Below are 16,549 nucleotides of genomic sequence, written 5' to 3'. Positions count from 1 at the left end.
TTATGAAACGATACGATGTCATTATTGTCGGTAGCGGATCAGCCGCGAGCCAAGCCGCCACGATTTTACGTGACGCCGGTAAAGAGATTGCTATCATTGAAAACTGGACGTTCGGAGGAACGTGTCCCCAGCGTGGATGTGACCCGAAAAAAATGCTCGCCGAAGGTGCCGAACTTCTCGCCCGCACGGAACGTATGCGCGAGCTCGGCGTCGAAGGAGGCCTATCCCTCGATTGGTCGTCCTTTAAAAAGCGGATTGATGAATATCGCTTCTCGATTCCTACGTCAAAAACGCAACATTGGAACGAGATGAACATTGATTTATATCAAGGGGAGCCTCACTTTATCGATGAAGACTCGATCGTCATCGATGGTCACGAGCTCTCCGCCCCTCAATTTTTAATCGCGACGGGCCAAACACCACGTCCTCTCGACATCCCAGGTGGCGAACTGGCCATCACGAGCGATGATGTGTTCGACCTCGACACGTTACCGAAATCGATTCATATTGTCGGTGCCGGTTATATCGCTTTTGAATTCGCCCATATCTTCCGACGCTTCGGAAGCGACGTGACCCTTCTCATTCGTTCACGTGCGCTGAAGGCATTCGACCCGAACGTCGTCCATCGGCTCCTCGAAGAATCAAAACGAATCGGGATCACTGTCCGACACGACGTCGAACCGACACGAATCGACGGGAACGTCTTAACGTTATCAGATGACTCTACCCTTGAAGGAGTTGTCCTTAACGCCACCGGGCGAATTCCAAGCATCGAGCGACTTCATCTCGAAGCAGCAGGCGTCAATGCCGATCATCATGGTGTTCAGGTGAACGAGCATCTCCAGACGAGCAATCCGAATATATACGCCGCCGGAGACGTCGCTAACAGTCCAAATCCCGCACTCACTCCGTTCGCCGGTCAGGAAGGTCGTCTCGCTGCATTGAACATGCTTCACGGGAATACACGGCCACTCCCGGAGCGCCCGGCACCGACCATCGTCTATGCGACGCCACCGATTGCCAAAGTGGGGCTCACCATGGAGGAAGCGGAAGCCGAGGGCATCGACTTCGACGTGAAAGAAACGGACATGTCCCATTTCCTCACCTATTCACGCATCAATGACACGACCGCCTATTCGAAAGTACTGTTGAGTGCGGAAGGTCATATCATCGGCGCACATCTGATTGGACACCATGCCCCGGAACTCATCAATCTGTTCTCTTTCATTATACAGAACAAACTGTCGCATCAACACGTGAAGCACTTAGAAGTCGCCTATCCGACGGCCGCCTCTGACCTGACCTATCTCATCTAAACAAAAGACGGGACTCGCCACACGGCGAATCCCGTCTTTCTCTTATTCGATTCCTTTATCCTTGTCTTCTTTCAATGCGTCTTGTAGTGACTTCTCCCAAAGCGGGACACCCTTCGCGTGCGCCGCACGTGAGATGAGGTGACCCCCGACAGGAGCCGTCAAGAGGACGAAGAAGAGACCGAGCAAGAGTCTTGCATCAAATACCCGTTCATCGACATATACGTGAAGGACGGCCGCAAAGAGGACGAACATGACACCGAGTGTCGCACTCTTTGAGGCAGCGTGTGTCCTCGAATAAATATCTGGGAGACGGATGAGACCGATCGCGGCGACGACTGTGAAGAAGACGCCGATGATCGTGAAAATGCCGGTAATGAGATCAAAGATCATTGTCGCGGTCATGTTGGATAATCTCTCCCCTCTCTAAGAATTTCGAGAACGCAACCGTTCCGATGAAGGCCAAAATACTGAGTAGCAAGATGACTTCAAAATATAAAGTTGTATCGAGCAAAATCGACAGTAACGCGACGACCGAGATGAGCGCGATCCCGATGGAGTCGAGCGCGATGACTCGGTCTGCCGTCGTCGGTCCTTTGACGACGCGATACAACATCATCAACATCGCAAGCAAGAGAATGGCGAGCGAGATGTAAATGAGAATGTCTAGTATATCCATCACTCTGTCGCCTCCTTAATGCTTGATTCAAAGTTATCATAAATGTCTTTTCGTAAGGCATCCTTATCCGGCATGTTGAGCGCGTGGATATAGAGCACGGAATTGTCTTTTGACACCTGAACGACGAGCGTCCCTGGTGTGAGCGTGATCAGCATCGAGAGCAAGCTGACTTTCCATCCTTTGTCGAGAGACGTCTCATACCGGAAGATTCCTGGCTGAATCTTGAGCTTCGGACTAAGGACGAGACGTAACACCTCGAAGTTGGCAAGGAACAGTTCCCGGATGAAGATAAGGAACAGTTTAAACAGACGCCAGACGCGTGTGAAGTAAAACCCGCCCCCACTAGATTTAAAGAATCGGCGCATCATGAACAAGATGAGCAATCCGAGTAAATATCCGACGAAGAATCCGCTCGTTGTGAACGATCCCGTGAGGAACATCCAGATGAACGCCAAGAAAAAGTTAATCAAAAGTTGATAAGCCATCTGTGTTTCACTCCTTTATCACGGCATCGATATAGATTTCTGGATTGACGAGTGGCTCAATCGCTTGGGTGATATACGGATGGATGGCTTCTGCCCCAAATCCGTATGCGACCGCGATGATGAGCAACAAGAAGACCGGTACAATCAAACGTTTCGTATAAGGGACGAGTGGTCCGTCATACTCACGCTTCGCTTCTCCCCAAAATCCGTTCAAGAAGATCTTCATGACCGAGTAGAGGACGAAGAGACTTGATAAGAGGACAAGTAGTGGTCCGAACAGTTCTCCTTCGTCCATCCCACCTGATACAATCAATAACTTCCCGAAGAATCCACTGAGTGGCGGAATCCCTGCAAGCGAGAGCGCTGCGACGAAGAACGTCCATCCGAACAGCGGGAAGCGTGTGATGAGTCCACCCATATCGCGCAGTTGACCGGATTTGGTGATCCCAATCATCATCCCGACGAGCATGAAGAGAACTGCCTTGATGATCATATCGTGAATCAAGTAGTAGAGCGACCCTTCAAGAGACGTCTGCGTGTTGACGGAGATCCCGTACAAAATGACCCCGACCGCAATCATGATGTTGTAGATGATGATCAGCTTCACGTCGTTATAAGCGATGGCACCTGTCATCCCGATGAAGATCGTGAGGACAGCGAGCACCATGAGAAACGTCTGTAAAAACTCACCGTTCCCGTCAAAGAGTAACGTGTACGTCCGTAAAATCGAGTAGACCCCGACTTTCGTCAAGAGTGCACCGAACATAGCGAGAATCGGTGTCGGTGCGACTACATACGCCCCAGGGAGCCAGTAGTGAAGTGGGACGAGTGCCCCTTTCATACCAAAGACGATGACAAACATCACACCGATGACGGTAATGACGTCCGGGTTATCGACGAGTGGGATTTTCATCGCCAAGTCTGCCAAGTTGAGCGTACCTGTGACGCCATAGAGCAAGGCGACCGACATGACGAAGAGTGCCGAGGCGATGATGTTCACGAGCAAGTATTTGATGGACTCACGTAACTGGACGCCACGTCCACCGAGTACAATCAACACGTATGAAGACATCAAGAAGACTTCAAAGAAGACGAACAAGTTGAAGATATCACCTGTCGTGAAGGCACCATTCACCCCGACGAGCAAGAAGAGCATCGAGATGTACAAGTAGTTGCCTTCATATGAGTCTGAGAAGTAATGGACGGCGAACCACACGATGAAGAGCGTGAGGAGAGTCGACGTCGTCACGAGTAGAGCTGACAACATATCCGATACGAGTGTGATCCCGAACGGCGCTTGCCAGTTCCCGAGGTTGAGGGTTTGAATCCCCTCCGTGGAGACCGTGTGCACAAGTAAGAGTGACACGATCGCCGTAATGACTAAAGCTCCAAGAGCCATCCAACGCTGCAGCTGGACCCGTTTTGGCATGAACATCATGATGATGGCCGCAAGCGCAGGAATGACGATTGGAAAGACCGGTAAGTTAATCATACGATTCTGTTCCTTTCATTTCTTCCATATTGTCCGTGCTGAGCTCCTGATACGTGCGGTAGGCAAGTACGAGGAAGAACGCCGTCACCCCGAAACTGATGACGATTGCCGTCAAGACGAGCGCTTGCGGTAACGGGTCTGTGAATTCAGTCACACCGTCGACGAGGACAGGGGCCGCCCCTGTCTTCAAACCTGCCGTCGTCAAGACGAGAAGGTGTGCCGCGTGACTGAACAAGGCTGTGCCGATGATGATGCGTAACAAACTTCTTGAGAGAACAAGATAGACGGCACACATCGTCAGGACACCGATGATGATGCTAACGAAGATTTCCATTATTCACTCTCTCCAATCGTTTGTATAATCGTTAGGGTGATTCCGATGACTACGAGATAGACCCCTAAGTCAAACGCAATCGCCGTATGGAGCGTCTGTTCACCGAGAAGTGGTAAGTCAAACTTCCCATAAGCATGCGTCAAGAACGGACGACCCAAGAATACCGAGTGAAGACCTGTTAAAAGTGCGATCAATAATCCCGTCGCAGTCATGAGACGGTAGTCGATTGGGAGCACGTTCGCAAGTGTCTTCGAATCAAATGCGAGTAGCAACAAGACGAGCGCGGCGGATGTCATCAATCCACCGATGAACCCTCCACCTGGTGAATAGTGCCCGGCAAAGAACAAATCGATCGAGAAGATGATGATGATGAAGAAAATGATAATCGCGGCCGTCTGCAATATGACGTCATTGACGCGTTTGCTGTTTTGCTTCATGTGCACCTTCTCCTTTCGTACGTCGTGTTGTTCTAAATTTAATCATCGTGTAGATCCCGAAAGCCGCAATTCCGAGAACGACGATTTCAAACAAAGTATCAAATCCACGGAAGTCGACGAGGACGACGTTAACCATGTTTTTACCTGCTGCAAGCTCATACACGTTCTCTTTGTAATACTCCGAGATCGAAGTGAGCGATTTGTTCGTGAGCGCCATGAAGCTGAGAAGCGTCACGGTCGTCCCGACGAGAATGGCCACGATGGCATTCCCGACTTTGAAACGCATCCGTACTTCCTTCTTGCTGATGTCCGGCATGTGATAGAACACGAGCAAGAACAAGGCAACCGAGACCGTCTCGATGACAAGCTGCGTGAGTGCCAAGTCAGGTGCACCGAAGAAGACGAAGAACAGTGCCACGCCGTAACCGACAACCCCGAGTAAGATGATGGACGGTAGACGCGAACGCATAAATAGAATCGCGAGTGCTGCAAGCATGACGACAGCTCCGAGCACGTATTCATACGGTGCGATCTCTGCCAAGTTCTCGAACGAGAATCGGTACATGTCGAACCACCAAATGCTAAAGAGCATCATGCCTGAGAGGAAGACGAAAATATAGATCAAATACGACCGGATGAAACCAGTCATGTAATTGTCTTTAAAGCGATATGCCGCCTTATTCGACCAGACGAGCGTACCATCGTACATCCCGTTGAGCGTCAAACGGTGCGGGATGCGGTTGTAGATGCCCATCCATTTGCCCATTTGCCAGAACAACAACGAACCGAGGAGAACGACCCCGATTGTCATGAACAACTCTGGCGTCAAACCGTGCCAGAAATAGATGTGAACATCGACTTCTTGTCCTTGCGCGACGAGTGTCGGATAAATCGACTCGACGGCTGGTTTGATGAGCGAGTTCGACAAGACGTTCGGGAAGAACCCGAGACCGACAACGAGAAGCGCGAGAATGGCCGGCGAAATCAACATGCCGATCGGCGCCTCATGCGGTTGTTTCGGCAATTGATCGAACTTCGCCTTGCCCATGAACGTCCGTGTGAACAACATGATGCTGTAGATGAACGTGAATACACTTCCGACGAATGCGATGATCGGAAGCAAAATCCCAATCGTATCGAGCGCGAAGAAGTCGCCCGAGAAGACTTTCGTCGTCGCCTTCAAGAACATCTCTTTACTCAAGAAACCGTTAAACGGCGGAAGACCGGCCATCGATAACGAACCGATGACGGCAATCGTGAACGTGATCGGCATGACCGTCATCAGACCGCCAAGCTTACGAATGTCACGTGTGCCCGTCTCGTGGTCGACAATCCCGGCCATCATAAAGAGCGAGCCTTTAAACGTCGCGTGGTTGATCAAATGGAAGATTGCTGCGATCGTCGCGACCATAAAGATGTTGTCATCCATACCGTCATAGTGGAGCGCAGCCGCACCAAGACCGAGGAGTGACATGATCAATCCGAGCTGACTGACTGTCGAGAATGCCAAGATTCCCTTCAAGTCGGTCTGCTTCACGGCGTTGAACGAGCCCCAGAACATCGTAAACATCCCGACTCCGGCAATCGTCCATAGCCAGACCGATGACTCTTGGAACACCGGGCTCATACGGGCCACAAGATAGAGACCCGCCTTGACCATCGTCGCCGAGTGGAGGTACGCACTGACCGGAGTCGGTGCTTCCATCGCGTCAGGTAACCAGATGTGGAACGGGAACTGCGCCGATTTCGTGAACGCCCCGAGCAAGATGAGAATCATCGCGGCAAGGAAGAACGGGCTCTCGGCGATGACGCCAGAGTTCGCGACCATATCACGAATGCTGTACGAACCGATCATCGACTCGAGTAAGACAATCCCCCCGAGCATCGACAATCCACCGAATACGGTGAGAAGCATCGACTTCTGTGCGCCGTAACGTGAACGCTCTTTCTCATACCAGTAACCAATCAACAGGAATGATGAAATCGATGTGAGCTCCCAGAACATATACATGACAATCATGTTGTCCGAGAGAACGACCCCGAGCATCGCACTCATGAACATCAAGAGATACACATAGAAATGCCCGAGTGACTCTTTGTCCTTATTCAAATAATAAATTGAATATAAGACAACGAGTGCGCCAATCCCCGTGATGAGGAGGGCGAACAGTAGACTGAGTCCGTCAACGTATGCCGTGAAGTTAATCCCGAGGGACGGCATCCACGCAATCGTCTCTGTCACGACGTCCCCTGCACTCGTGATCGGAATAAATCCGGCGAAGTAGGTGACGAGCACGACCGGAACGATCAAGACGAACCAGCCTGTATGAATTTGCTTCATCCCCCGAAACAAGAACGGGATGAACGGTGCCGCGAGAAGCGGCAACAAAATAGCTAAATGTAACACCGACAAGAAAATTCCTCCTTCGAACAGAGTCGTACAATAGATTGAGCCGTAAAGTAAGGTCACTTGACTCCATCATGTCTTCCTCATGAGTATAGCGTAAATTTTCAGTCTGTTTCCATGATAAAAGCTTCCAGTCCGCGCACGCCCTCACTAAAATCCCGAATCTTTTAAATATGAAGGAAGCCGACGGAATTTCTTCAAAAAAAATTTGAAATCAGACGATATGTATCGGATTTTTCCGTAAATGAGGGTGTGTGGAATAACTCAACCTATTCCCTACTTGCCTGTCCTTTTCCTTCTTTTCCGTTCGACAAAACAAAAAAGCAGCCGATTTCAATCGGCTGCTACGCAATTATTGTGCTGTTGCGATAAACTCTTTCAATGCTTCTTTTGGTTGGAAGCCCATTGTTTTCGAAACAGGCTCGCCATCTTTGAACATCATGAGTGTCGGGATACTTTGGATTTGGAAAGCACCTGCGACTTCAGGGTTTTCGTCAACGTCGAGTTTCACGATTTGAACTTGGTCACCCATTTCTTGATCGAGTTCTTCGAGAACTGGCGCGATCATGCGACATGGTCCACACCAAGTTGCCCAGAAATCAACGAGGACTACGCCCTCTTTTACATCTTGTTCAAACGATTGAGTCGTTGCGTGTTTAATAGCCATTTGTAAAAACCTCCCCAATAAGATGAGAGAGTCCTGATGTAGAACTCTCATGCAATTCATGTTCAGAGTATACCACGGAGGGTAACAACCCCAAAACGTTTTGCTTATTAGCTATTGACGAGGTGCTTGCGGAACTCTTCTGTCAACATTGGGACGACATCGAATAGGTCACCGACGATGCCATAGTCTGCCACGCTGAAGATGTTCGCTTCCGGATCCTTGTTGATCGCGACGATGACCTTCGCGTTACTCATCCCTGCCAAGTGTTGGATTGCTCCAGAGATTCCGCATGCGATGTAAAGGTCTGGTGTGACGACTTTACCCGTTTGTCCGATTTGAAGCGCGTAATCGCAGTAGTCGGCGTCACATGCTCCACGTGAAGCACCGACCGCTCCTCCGAGAAGTTCAGCCAACTCTTCAAGTGGTTTGAAGCCGTCTTCGCTCTTCACGCCACGTCCGCCTGCGACGATGACTTTCGCTTCCGCCAAGTCGACTTTCCCAGTCGCCTTACGAACGACTTCTTTGACAATCATCGCCAGGTCTTTCAATTCGACTGCTGGCGTTTCAACTGAGACGCTTGCACCTGCTTGACGCGCGAGTGCGTCGATGTTGTTCGGACGAATTGTGAAGAACATGACCGAGTCTTTGAACTTCACTTTCTCGAACGCCTTCCCTGAGTAGATTGGGCGAACGAACTCAGCGTCACGACCTGTTCCCTCGATGGAGACGACGTCACTGATGAGTCCGGCATCGAGACGTGCCGCGAGTTTCGGTGCGATGTCTTTCCCGAGAGCCGTGTGACCGAGGACGATCATGTCTGGACTTTCTTGTTCAATCAACTGACGGAGCACTTGCCCGTAGCCGTCTGGCGTATAGTGTTTGAGGCGATCGTCTTCAACGACGAGGACACGGCTTGCGCCATACTCCCCAAGTTCTTGCGCGAGTGATTGCACGTGATCCCCAATCACGACTGCCGTCACATCGTCTGTCAATTGCTTCGCCGCAGCGATGGCTTCGAATGATACGTTACGTAACGCGCCTTCACGCGCTTCTGCGAGTACTAAAGCTTTCATCTATGATCTCCCCCTTAAATGACTTTCGCTTCCGTGCGAAGAAGTTGTACGAGCTCGCTCACTTGTGTCGACATGTCGCCTTCAAGGATACGGCCGGCTTTCTTCTCTTCTGGTAAGAATCGTTCAATCGTCTCGATTTTCGCTTCGATTTCATCTTCATCGAGGTCGATGTCCATGAGTTCGAGTTCTTCGAGTGGTTTCTTCTTCGCTTTCATGATCCCAGGCAAGCTCGGGTAACGTGGTTCGTTCAACCCTTGTTGCGCCGTCACGAGAAGTGGGAGTGCGACTTCGATGACTTCCGTATCCCCTTCGACGTCACGTGTGACCGTAGCCGTCGTGCCGTCGATTTCAAGAGCCGTGATCGTCGTCACGTAGTTCATGTCGAGAAGTTCTGCGACACGTGGTGCGACTTGTCCGCTACCGCCATCGATTGCAACGTTCCCTGCAAAGATGAGGTCTGCATCTTGTTCTTTCAAGTATGTGGCGAGCACTTTTGAAATCGTGACGTGGTCCGCATCTTCGACATCATCCTCGATCGAGATACGAACAGCTTTGTCCGCTCCCATGGCGAGCGCTGTACGAAGCTCTTTGTCCGCGTCTTCTGGTCCTACCGTGACGACCGTGACCTCTCCCCCGAGTGCGTCACGTTTTTGAATCGCTTCTTCGACCGCATATTCGTCATACGGGTTGATGATGAACTCAGCGCCGTCTTCTTGAATTTCCCCATTCTCGAGCTGAATCGCTTCCTCAGTATCAAACGTACGTTTCAGCAAAACAAAAATATTCATGGTTGATCCCCCTTTAGTCAATTCTTTCCCATCATTCATGAATCAGCATTCATTTTTTGAGCTAGTGATAGGGCTCACTGTTAAGTAAGCCCCTTCTTTAACATATGGTGCACATTCGGAAGCGTCGACATCAAGTCGTACTTGAAGCCGCTCGCCATCCAGCTCGTCACAACCTCATCGATTGTGCCGAAAATCATTTGACGGGCGAGTCGATAATCTAGATCCTTGTCGAACTCTCCTGTCTCGATTCCGTGTTTGACGACCGAATCAATCAAATTCAAGTATGGTTTGAGCACTTCTCCAATTTTTTGGCGAAGCACCAAGTTCGACTGTCGCAGTTCGATTTGTGTCACGACGGCAAGGTCGTAATCGGCCGACAGTTGTTTTAAATGTGATTCAATCAACTGATACAACTGATCCCCGGCTGTCGTCTCGTTCCCGATTTGTTGTTTCGAGTAGTCGATGAACAGCCCCATCTTCGCTTGGAACAACTCGATCAAGAGATGCTCCTTGTTTTTGAAGTACAAATAGATCGTGCCGTCCGCGACACCCGCCTCTTTGGCGATGGCTGTCACCTTTGCACCGTGATAGCCATGATTGGCAATTACTTTGACCGCCGCATCAATGATTCGGTCACTTTTCGAAATATGATTTGTCATTAACCCCAAGCTCCTTACCGCTGCAGAAAAATGAATGATGGTTCATTCATTTATTATTCTATCATGCGTACGCTTGGTGTCAACTGCTTTGTTTCACTTGTTTCGCCTTCTCTTCGTCGACGAGGACACGGCGTAAAATTTTACCGACGAACGTCTTCGGCAACTCGTCACGGAACTCGTACAGCTTCGGCACTTTATAAGCCGCGAGCTTCTCACGACAATGCTTGTCGAGCTCTTCTTCGGTCACGCTCGACCCGTCACGAAGGACGATGAACGCTTTGACCGTCTCACCACGATACGGGTCAGGAACACCGATACAGACCGCTTCCTTGACGGCCGGATGTTCGTAGAGCACTTCTTCGATTTCACGTGGATAGACGTTGAATCCACCGGCGATGATCATATCTTTCTTCCGGTCGACAATATAGAAGAATCCGTCCTCACCCATATATCCGAGGTCACCCGTCGCGAGCCATCCATCTTTCAAGACGGCTGCCGTCTCCTCCGGTTTTTGCCAATAGCCTTTCATGACTTGCGGACCGCTCAGCATGATTTCACCGATCTCGCCGATATCTGCTTCCGTCTCTCCGTCTGCTTTTACTATTTTAGCAGAAGTATCCGAGAGTGGCGCGCCGATTGAGCCGACGATGCGTTTATCCCACAAGAAGTTCGCATGTGTGACCGGGGACGTCTCAGACAATCCATATCCTTCGACGATGCGACCACCAGTGATCTTCTCGAACTCCTCTTGTACCTCAATCGGAAGCGGTGCCGAACCTGAGATACACGCCTCAATCGATGACAAGTCGTACTTTTTCAGTTTCGGGTCGTTCAAAATCCCGACATACATCGTCGGAGCACCTGGGAAGAAGTGCGGCTTTTTCTTTTGAATCGTCTTCAGGACATCCGTCACTTCGAAGCGCGGCACGAGCACGAGCTCATATCCGTTCGTGATCCCGAAGTTCAGACAGCACGACATCCCGTAGACGTGGAAGAACGGAACGACACACAAGACGCGCTTCTCGTCCCCGCGACTATACTTATAGAATAAGTTCGTGATTTGATCCGCATTCGCCGTCAAGTTGAAGTGCGTCAACATGACGCCTTTCGGAAGTCCCGTCGTCCCTCCTGTATATTGAAGAACCGCGACGTCTTCTTTCGGATCGATGTCGAGCGGTGTGACCGGATTAAAGTCCTTGTAGTCTTTAAATGGCGTCGAACCGGTCGTATCGATGACGATATTGTTTTCACGTTTCACTTTGATCGGATACAACTTGTTTTTCGGGAACGGTAGGTAGTCGGCGATACTCGTCGTGATCACGGTCTGAATCTCCGTCTTCTCACTGACGCGAAGCGTTTTCGGATAGAGCAAGTCGAGGGTGATGACGATTTTCACGCCCGCGTCTGTGACGAGGTTATCAAGCTCCCGTTCCGTATAGAGCGGGTTCGTCTGGACGACGGTCCCCCCTGCATAGAGCACGGCATAGAACGAGATCACGTATTGAGGACAGTTCGGAAGCATGAGGCTGACGCGGTCCCCCTTTTCAAGCCCTTTCGCTTGGAGCATCGTGGCGAGTCGACGTGCGGCATCATCGATCTCCGCGAATGTCCACTCTTTCCCGATAAAGGAGACGGCCGTACGATTCGGATAATCCTTTGCTGCGCGAGACAATGCCTCATAGAGCGGCTTTACCTCGTAATCAATCGACTGGGGCATACCTTCTGGATAATCTTGTAACCACGGTTTGTTCATCGCTGTTCCTCCTTGGAAATGAATACTCATTCAGTTAACTCCATTATAAAGCTAAGAAAACGCTTTCATCTACCCTTTACCCGATAATTTTCAGAAAATATCAAAAAAAGCGATTGGATTTGTCATCCAATCGCTGTCATACCCGCCTAAAATAGGAATCTTTTGAATCCAGCTGTTCCAACTTCTGATTCATCAGTTGATGTAACTCATTCTCGTGACGAATGTTCGAGAAATCCGTTCCGAACCACGCTTCCATCTCTGGCCGGGAGAAGGCATACGTCCGGTTAGGGAAAGCGAAGCGGACGATTTCCGCATTCGGAATGAGCGTGAAGTAAGTAGCCGCATTCCGAATCGCTAGGCGCTCTTGCTCTGCTCGCTCCATTTCTGGATCTTCATAACGGACGGTCAACCCATAAGGACGCTTCTTCGTCTGCAACTCGACCGATTGATAGCATTCGTGTAGCGGTAAGCTTCCGGCAATCCCAACGACGGCGGCATTGTCCCCGACTTTCGAACCTTTGTATTCAAAGGCGTTCGGTTCCGGATTCGTGCAACCTACTAGTGAGATGGCGAGAACGAGCAACAGACAGAAGCGTTTCATAGGTGTCCCTCCTTACGATTTGAGTTTCAAGTTGAAGCGGTAGAGCAAGCGTTTGGCGAGTAAGTGCGCCAGGAAGGCCGCAATCACGAAGCCAATCACATACAAGATCATGTTTTGCGGGTACGAGATGACCGAGAACAATACGCCACCTAACATCGCGAAGCAAATGACGATGACGATATGGATGAGCCACAACCAGCTCGAGAACATGAAGAAGCGTCCGTTGTTCTCTTGTGGTGCTTCCTTGAACATCCACAACCCGAGACCGAATGTGAGCACGATGTTCGCGATCGCAAGAATCGGGGCGTACGTGATAAAGTCATTCCACACCGACTGATCCGTATACACTGAATACATATCGACATTGAAAATATTGTTTAGCGGTGACAAAATTCGCATCGGGATACTTTCAAACGCTTCTTCAACGAACAAGAAGAGTCGATCTGGGAAAAAGGCATAGAGTGAACCTTGGACGAGGAGTAAAATCCCCATCGGAAAGATGAGCGCGACAAACGTCCAGATGACTTGTGAGATGGACTCTCCGCCAAACGATCCCATCCATAATGAGAGCGAGAAGAACGAAATTCCGGACAGCATCAAGAATAGAATCATCGCAATCACCTTGAACTCTTTCCCTTCCATCAAGAAGGAGTAATCGGAGAAGCGGATGATGAGGAACATCAACGCCCCACCAATCAAGGTCGATGTTACAATTCCTGTCGCACCGAGCACCCATTTCGATATGTATAGCTGGGTACGCGTGTACGGTAACGACATCGTGAAATCGGACATTTGGCTGTTGCGTTCACTTCCGATCAACACGGACGCCATGAGGGCACCGAAGATGACAAACAAGAAAATGACACCGCCTGACGGAATGAGTCCGTTCAGACCTCCGAGGTATCCGTATCCAGATCCATCCCCGAAGAAGTCTTCCGGCACCATCTCGTTCACATCACCTGTCACGATATCTGGGAAGTCGCTCGGGTTTTGTTTAATTTCAAGAATCTGTTGTTCGTACGCATACATATCCGTCCATACCGGCACTGTGAAGGCGACGATACCTAAGAAGACGAGCAAGATCCAAAGCAGCGACACTTGTTTCCAATCTTTTTTCAACAACACTTTAGACGGCATGAGCTTCTCCTCCTAACTGGATACGGAACACGTCTTCGAGAGACATCGGGATCTCTTCGATGAGCATCGGATTGTATGAATCGATGAACGCCTCGAGCTCGTCCGTTCGTTCTTTTGCCATGAATAGCACGACACGTCCTGTCACACTAATGATTTCGATATCTTTTCGTTCGAGCAACTCGACGGGGACATGATCGTTGAAGACGACTTGCCACTTGATGCTGAGGGCACGCGCCTCTTCGAGCGACATGATTGCTTTGACGCGCCCTTTCTCGATCATGATGATGCGGTCGGCGATTCGTTCTAGTTCGTGCAACTGGTGGCTCGAGACGATGATCGAGCAGTTCCGCTTCTCAACCTGGGCGATCATCAGTTTCAACACGTCTGACTTGGCGACGACGTCTAGCCCGTCCGTCGGTTCATCAAGCAGGTAGTATTTCGCTTGGACGGCGAAAGCGAGTGATAACGTGACGAGCGCCTTCTGTCCTTTTGACAGTTGACGAATCTTTTTGTTCTCGATGTTATAACGCGTCAACGTCTCACGGAAGGCGGAACGATTGAACGATGGATAGATTGACTCGTACAAGTCCGTCGCTTCGTTTACCGTATAATGTTTGAGCGCATCTGCCGAATCCGGTACGAAGATGACGTCCCGCTTCAATCCTGCGTCTTTAAAGATACTTTTCGTTCCATATAACACGTCTCCCTGGTCGGGGCGGATGATTCCGACCATCGTCCGGAGAAGTGTCGTCTTGCCGGCACCGTTACGCCCGACGAGCGCAACGATTTCTCCTGATTCGACGGTAAAGTCAATTCCGTCCAAAATCGTCTGGCGGTCGATTTGTTTACTTAATTGCTCAACTTTCAGCATTGGCTTCCCCTACTTTCTCATATTCGGTCCGCAATACGTCGATGGCTTCTTCTAATGGCACATTCGCATAATGGCAATCAATCGCAATCTTCTTGATCGATGCGATGACCGGTTCTCTTGATGCATCATCGTCTACCCAATCTTCGGAGACGAACGTCCCGCGCCCGCGTCGCATCTCGAGGAGGCCAAGTCGCTCCAACTCCTGATACGCCTTACTGACAGTATTCGGATTGATGACGAGGTCGGTGGCAAGTTCACGCACAGACATCACTTTGTCTCCCGGTCGTAAGATGCCTCGGATGACGAGCTCTTTCGTTTGACTGACGATTTGTTCGTAAAGCGGTTCTGAACTCTTCATATCAATTTTGTATAACATGGGTCACACCCTCTCATAGTCAATGTCACTCTTTAAGTGTATTATATGTATTAGTACACGTAATTGCAATAGTATTTCGAGGGCACTTTCAGTTTACAGGGAAATGGAAATGATTTGAATAAGACTTTGGACCGAGGTTTCTCCTCGATATATGAGGTACATTGGGAAAGAGGTGACGAATGGATGAAAAAACGAATCGTGGCAGGCATTGTCGGCGGGCTTCTCGCTGCTAGCTTCTTTACGTATACGACACTTGAGAAATCCGAGGCACGAGATGCATATAGTACTTATGTAAAAGAAACGTATCAGGAACAACCCGACATCGAACTGTCACGGGATTGGAAGATGGGCGGTTATGTCGGGGAAGTCACATTGACGAAAGAACCATTCGCCGGCACTTATTTTCTCGAGACGTATGGAGACGGCTCCATCCATGACAACGTGCTCGAGACGTATTGGGAACGCGAGGCGGAGCGGACAATTCACGAACGGCTCATATCGCAAGGAATATTAAAAGAGGAAGAGACCATCCGGGCGGAGGTGCCAACCGGTGTGTCCGATGATGCGCAAGCGAACGTCACCCCGACCCCGACGTCTATCTATGAAACGAGTCCGGAAACGTATCTCGACGTCTCGATCATGTTTCATGAAGACTGGAACAACGCGGACGAACAGAAACAACGGATTCTAGACGTCATGCGTGACATCGAGCCTGACGTCTACTCGATCCATTTCTCGTTCGACGGGAAGCCGGGTGGCAATGACGACTATACGGAACGGTACATGATGTTCACGCGCGAAGCGTCTGACATCGACCCGTCATTCCTCGACGTGCGGACGATTGAGGATTTGAACGCCTACGACCGCCTTTACGGGTTCGACGAGACGACGTTCATGACAGAATATCATTTTGATGGCACTCCCATCGAAGACAAGACGACACGGTAATTTCGGTGTCGTCTTTTTTTGAGCGTTTGACTTTACAGGTAATCCGAAACGTTGTATCGTTTGACAAGTCAACGATTGATAAGTCAATTGAGAAAGGTGGGACGCAATGGACCTACGTGAAATCAGCCGATTACTTTACCAAATCAAGTTAGCGGAACAAAACGTCGCATCGTCGTTCGAACGGGAAACGGGCTTCAGCCTGACCCGCTACGAGATGCTACAAGTCGTCAAAGAACGAGGCGTTTGTTCGCAACGCGAGATAAAAGAAGAAATGAAAATCGATAATGCCGCCATCACCCGACACTTAAAGATCCTCGAAGAAAAAGGATATGTCGTCAGAGAGCGGAACGCGGAGAACCATCGTGAGATGTTCGTCCGTGTGACAGAGAAAGCAGAGCAAGACCTAAGGGATTGCGAACGAGACGAACAGGCCAACCACCTCGTCTTACAAGCCTTGTCCGCTGAAGAGATTCAACATTTATCCGGACTGCTTCAAAAATTGAACAGTCACACCTAAACAGAGAAAGAA

At 50.0% G+C, this 16,549-nt stretch carries 19 protein-coding genes; 3 read left to right on the top strand and 16 right to left on the bottom strand.

Annotated features, from left to right (window positions below):
- Positions 1–2 precede the first annotated feature (2 nt).
- The gene (locus KNO92_RS06235) at positions 3–1,316 is read left to right on the top strand and encodes a dihydrolipoyl dehydrogenase family protein (RefSeq protein ID WP_214695246.1); all 1,314 of its coding nucleotides are present in this window, start codon (positions 3–5) and stop codon (positions 1,314–1,316) included.
- A 42-nt stretch (positions 1,317–1,358) separates the two neighbouring features.
- On the opposite strand, the gene mnhG is transcribed toward KNO92_RS06235, so the two are convergent.
- From mnhG to KNO92_RS06155, 16 genes are all read right to left on the bottom strand, one after another.
- The gene (gene mnhG / locus KNO92_RS06230; RefSeq protein ID WP_015881097.1) at positions 1,359–1,718 is read right to left on the bottom strand and encodes a monovalent cation/H(+) antiporter subunit G; all 360 of its coding nucleotides are present in this window, start codon (positions 1,716–1,718) and stop codon (positions 1,359–1,361) included.
- The gene (locus KNO92_RS06225) at positions 1,696–1,992 is read right to left on the bottom strand and encodes a Na(+)/H(+) antiporter subunit F1 (RefSeq protein WP_214747906.1); all 297 of its coding nucleotides are present in this window, start codon (positions 1,990–1,992) and stop codon (positions 1,696–1,698) included. The genes mnhG and KNO92_RS06225 overlap by 23 nt, the downstream gene beginning before the upstream one ends.
- The gene (locus KNO92_RS06220) at positions 1,992–2,477 is read right to left on the bottom strand and encodes a Na+/H+ antiporter subunit E (protein ID WP_214760493.1); all 486 of its coding nucleotides are present in this window, start codon (positions 2,475–2,477) and stop codon (positions 1,992–1,994) included. Before KNO92_RS06220 ends, KNO92_RS06225 begins: the two co-directional genes overlap by 1 nt.
- A gap of 7 nt (positions 2,478–2,484) precedes the next feature.
- Complete coding sequence (locus KNO92_RS06215; RefSeq protein WP_214695242.1) at positions 2,485–3,969, bottom strand: Na+/H+ antiporter subunit D; 1,485 nt, start codon at positions 3,967–3,969, stop codon at positions 2,485–2,487.
- On the bottom strand, positions 3,962–4,303 hold the full coding sequence (locus tag KNO92_RS06210) for a Na(+)/H(+) antiporter subunit C (RefSeq protein WP_015881093.1): 342 nt from the start codon (positions 4,301–4,303) through the stop codon (positions 3,962–3,964). Before KNO92_RS06210 ends, KNO92_RS06215 begins: the two co-directional genes overlap by 8 nt.
- Positions 4,303–4,740 (bottom strand): Na(+)/H(+) antiporter subunit B, encoded by a 438-nt coding sequence (locus tag KNO92_RS06205; RefSeq protein WP_214695240.1) that lies wholly within the window; start codon positions 4,738–4,740, stop codon positions 4,303–4,305. Before KNO92_RS06205 ends, KNO92_RS06210 begins: the two co-directional genes overlap by 1 nt.
- On the bottom strand, positions 4,712–7,153 hold the full coding sequence (locus KNO92_RS06200) for a Na+/H+ antiporter subunit A (protein WP_214760491.1): 2,442 nt from the start codon (positions 7,151–7,153) through the stop codon (positions 4,712–4,714). Before KNO92_RS06200 ends, KNO92_RS06205 begins: the two co-directional genes overlap by 29 nt.
- A gap of 346 nt (positions 7,154–7,499) precedes the next feature.
- Positions 7,500–7,814 (bottom strand): thioredoxin, encoded by a 315-nt coding sequence (gene trxA, locus KNO92_RS06195; RefSeq protein ID WP_015881090.1) that lies wholly within the window; start codon positions 7,812–7,814, stop codon positions 7,500–7,502.
- A 107-nt stretch (positions 7,815–7,921) separates the two neighbouring features.
- Positions 7,922–8,887 carry an electron transfer flavoprotein subunit alpha/FixB family protein gene (locus KNO92_RS06190; protein ID WP_214695236.1) on the bottom strand — a complete coding sequence of 322 codons (966 nt, stop codon included), beginning with the start codon at positions 8,885–8,887 and terminating at the stop codon, positions 7,922–7,924.
- 14 nt (positions 8,888–8,901) lie between these two features.
- Positions 8,902–9,675 carry an electron transfer flavoprotein subunit beta/FixA family protein gene (locus tag KNO92_RS06185; RefSeq protein ID WP_031421365.1) on the bottom strand — a complete coding sequence of 258 codons (774 nt, stop codon included), beginning with the start codon at positions 9,673–9,675 and terminating at the stop codon, positions 8,902–8,904.
- Between the two features lie 80 nt (positions 9,676–9,755).
- Entirely contained in the window at positions 9,756–10,334 is a 579-nt protein-coding gene (locus KNO92_RS06180) for a fatty acid metabolism transcriptional regulator FadR (RefSeq protein ID WP_214695232.1), read from the bottom strand.
- A gap of 79 nt (positions 10,335–10,413) precedes the next feature.
- Positions 10,414–12,087 carry an AMP-binding protein gene (locus KNO92_RS06175; protein WP_214760487.1) on the bottom strand — a complete coding sequence of 558 codons (1,674 nt, stop codon included), beginning with the start codon at positions 12,085–12,087 and terminating at the stop codon, positions 10,414–10,416.
- A 136-nt stretch (positions 12,088–12,223) separates the two neighbouring features.
- Positions 12,224–12,688, bottom strand: a complete 465-nt coding sequence (locus tag KNO92_RS06170; protein ID WP_214760485.1) for a DUF4825 domain-containing protein — start codon at positions 12,686–12,688, stop codon at positions 12,224–12,226.
- 12 nt (positions 12,689–12,700) lie between these two features.
- On the bottom strand, positions 12,701–13,825 hold the full coding sequence (locus tag KNO92_RS06165; RefSeq protein WP_214695227.1) for an ABC transporter permease subunit: 1,125 nt from the start codon (positions 13,823–13,825) through the stop codon (positions 12,701–12,703).
- Positions 13,815–14,696, bottom strand: coding sequence for an ABC transporter ATP-binding protein (locus KNO92_RS06160; RefSeq protein ID WP_214695225.1), 882 nt, complete (start codon positions 14,694–14,696; stop codon positions 13,815–13,817). Before KNO92_RS06160 ends, KNO92_RS06165 begins: the two co-directional genes overlap by 11 nt.
- On the bottom strand, positions 14,683–15,072 hold the full coding sequence (locus KNO92_RS06155; protein WP_214760483.1) for a GntR family transcriptional regulator: 390 nt from the start codon (positions 15,070–15,072) through the stop codon (positions 14,683–14,685). Before KNO92_RS06155 ends, KNO92_RS06160 begins: the two co-directional genes overlap by 14 nt.
- Before the next feature lie 183 nt (positions 15,073–15,255).
- Between KNO92_RS06155 and KNO92_RS06150 the strand changes: the two genes are divergently transcribed.
- Both KNO92_RS06150 and KNO92_RS06145 read left to right on the top strand, forming a co-directional pair.
- On the top strand, positions 15,256–16,020 hold the full coding sequence (locus KNO92_RS06150; RefSeq protein WP_214760481.1) for a hypothetical protein: 765 nt from the start codon (positions 15,256–15,258) through the stop codon (positions 16,018–16,020).
- A 106-nt stretch (positions 16,021–16,126) separates the two neighbouring features.
- Positions 16,127–16,537: a MarR family winged helix-turn-helix transcriptional regulator gene (locus KNO92_RS06145; RefSeq protein WP_214760479.1), complete on the top strand. Its 411-nt coding sequence runs from the start codon at positions 16,127–16,129 to the stop codon at positions 16,535–16,537.
- Positions 16,538–16,549: the final 12 nt, after the last annotated feature.

The sequence above is a fragment of the Exiguobacterium sp. s129 genome (genome assembly GCF_018617585.1).
Lineage (GTDB): Bacteria > Bacillota > Bacilli > Exiguobacteriales > Exiguobacteriaceae > Exiguobacterium > Exiguobacterium aestuarii_A.
The sequence above is the reverse complement of the archived record's forward strand: the minus strand, read 5'-3'. Positions and strand labels throughout refer to the sequence as shown.

Coding starts and splice junctions, on each gene's coding strand:
- KNO92_RS06235 (WP_214695246.1), top strand. CDS start 3: ATGAAACGATACGATGTCATTATTGTCGGTAGCGGATCAGCCGCGAGC.
- mnhG (WP_015881097.1), bottom strand. CDS start 1,718: ATGACCGCGACAATGATCTTTGATCTCATTACCGGCATTTTCACGATC.
- KNO92_RS06225 (WP_214747906.1), bottom strand. CDS start 1,992: ATGGATATACTAGACATTCTCATTTACATCTCGCTCGCCATTCTCTTG.
- KNO92_RS06220 (WP_214760493.1), bottom strand. CDS start 2,477: ATGGCTTATCAACTTTTGATTAACTTTTTCTTGGCGTTCATCTGGATG.
- KNO92_RS06215 (WP_214695242.1), bottom strand. CDS start 3,969: ATGATTAACTTACCGGTCTTTCCAATCGTCATTCCTGCGCTTGCGGCC.
- KNO92_RS06210 (WP_015881093.1), bottom strand. CDS start 4,303: ATGGAAATCTTCGTTAGCATCATCATCGGTGTCCTGACGATGTGTGCC.
- KNO92_RS06205 (WP_214695240.1), bottom strand. CDS start 4,740: ATGAAGCAAAACAGCAAACGCGTCAATGACGTCATATTGCAGACGGCC.
- trxA (WP_015881090.1), bottom strand. CDS start 7,814: ATGGCTATTAAACACGCAACGACTCAATCGTTTGAACAAGATGTAAAA.
- KNO92_RS06190 (WP_214695236.1), bottom strand. CDS start 8,887: ATGAAAGCTTTAGTACTCGCAGAAGCGCGTGAAGGCGCGTTACGTAAC.
- KNO92_RS06185 (WP_031421365.1), bottom strand. CDS start 9,675: ATGAATATTTTTGTTTTGCTGAAACGTACGTTTGATACTGAGGAAGCG.
- KNO92_RS06180 (WP_214695232.1), bottom strand. CDS start 10,334: ATGACAAATCATATTTCGAAAAGTGACCGAATCATTGATGCGGCGGTC.
- KNO92_RS06175 (WP_214760487.1), bottom strand. CDS start 12,087: ATGAACAAACCGTGGTTACAAGATTATCCAGAAGGTATGCCCCAGTCG.
- KNO92_RS06170 (WP_214760485.1), bottom strand. CDS start 12,688: ATGAAACGCTTCTGTCTGTTGCTCGTTCTCGCCATCTCACTAGTAGGT.
- KNO92_RS06165 (WP_214695227.1), bottom strand. CDS start 13,825: ATGCCGTCTAAAGTGTTGTTGAAAAAAGATTGGAAACAAGTGTCGCTG.
- KNO92_RS06160 (WP_214695225.1), bottom strand. CDS start 14,696: ATGCTGAAAGTTGAGCAATTAAGTAAACAAATCGACCGCCAGACGATT.
- KNO92_RS06155 (WP_214760483.1), bottom strand. CDS start 15,072: ATGTTATACAAAATTGATATGAAGAGTTCAGAACCGCTTTACGAACAA.
- KNO92_RS06150 (WP_214760481.1), top strand. CDS start 15,256: ATGAAAAAACGAATCGTGGCAGGCATTGTCGGCGGGCTTCTCGCTGCT.
- KNO92_RS06145 (WP_214760479.1), top strand. CDS start 16,127: ATGGACCTACGTGAAATCAGCCGATTACTTTACCAAATCAAGTTAGCG.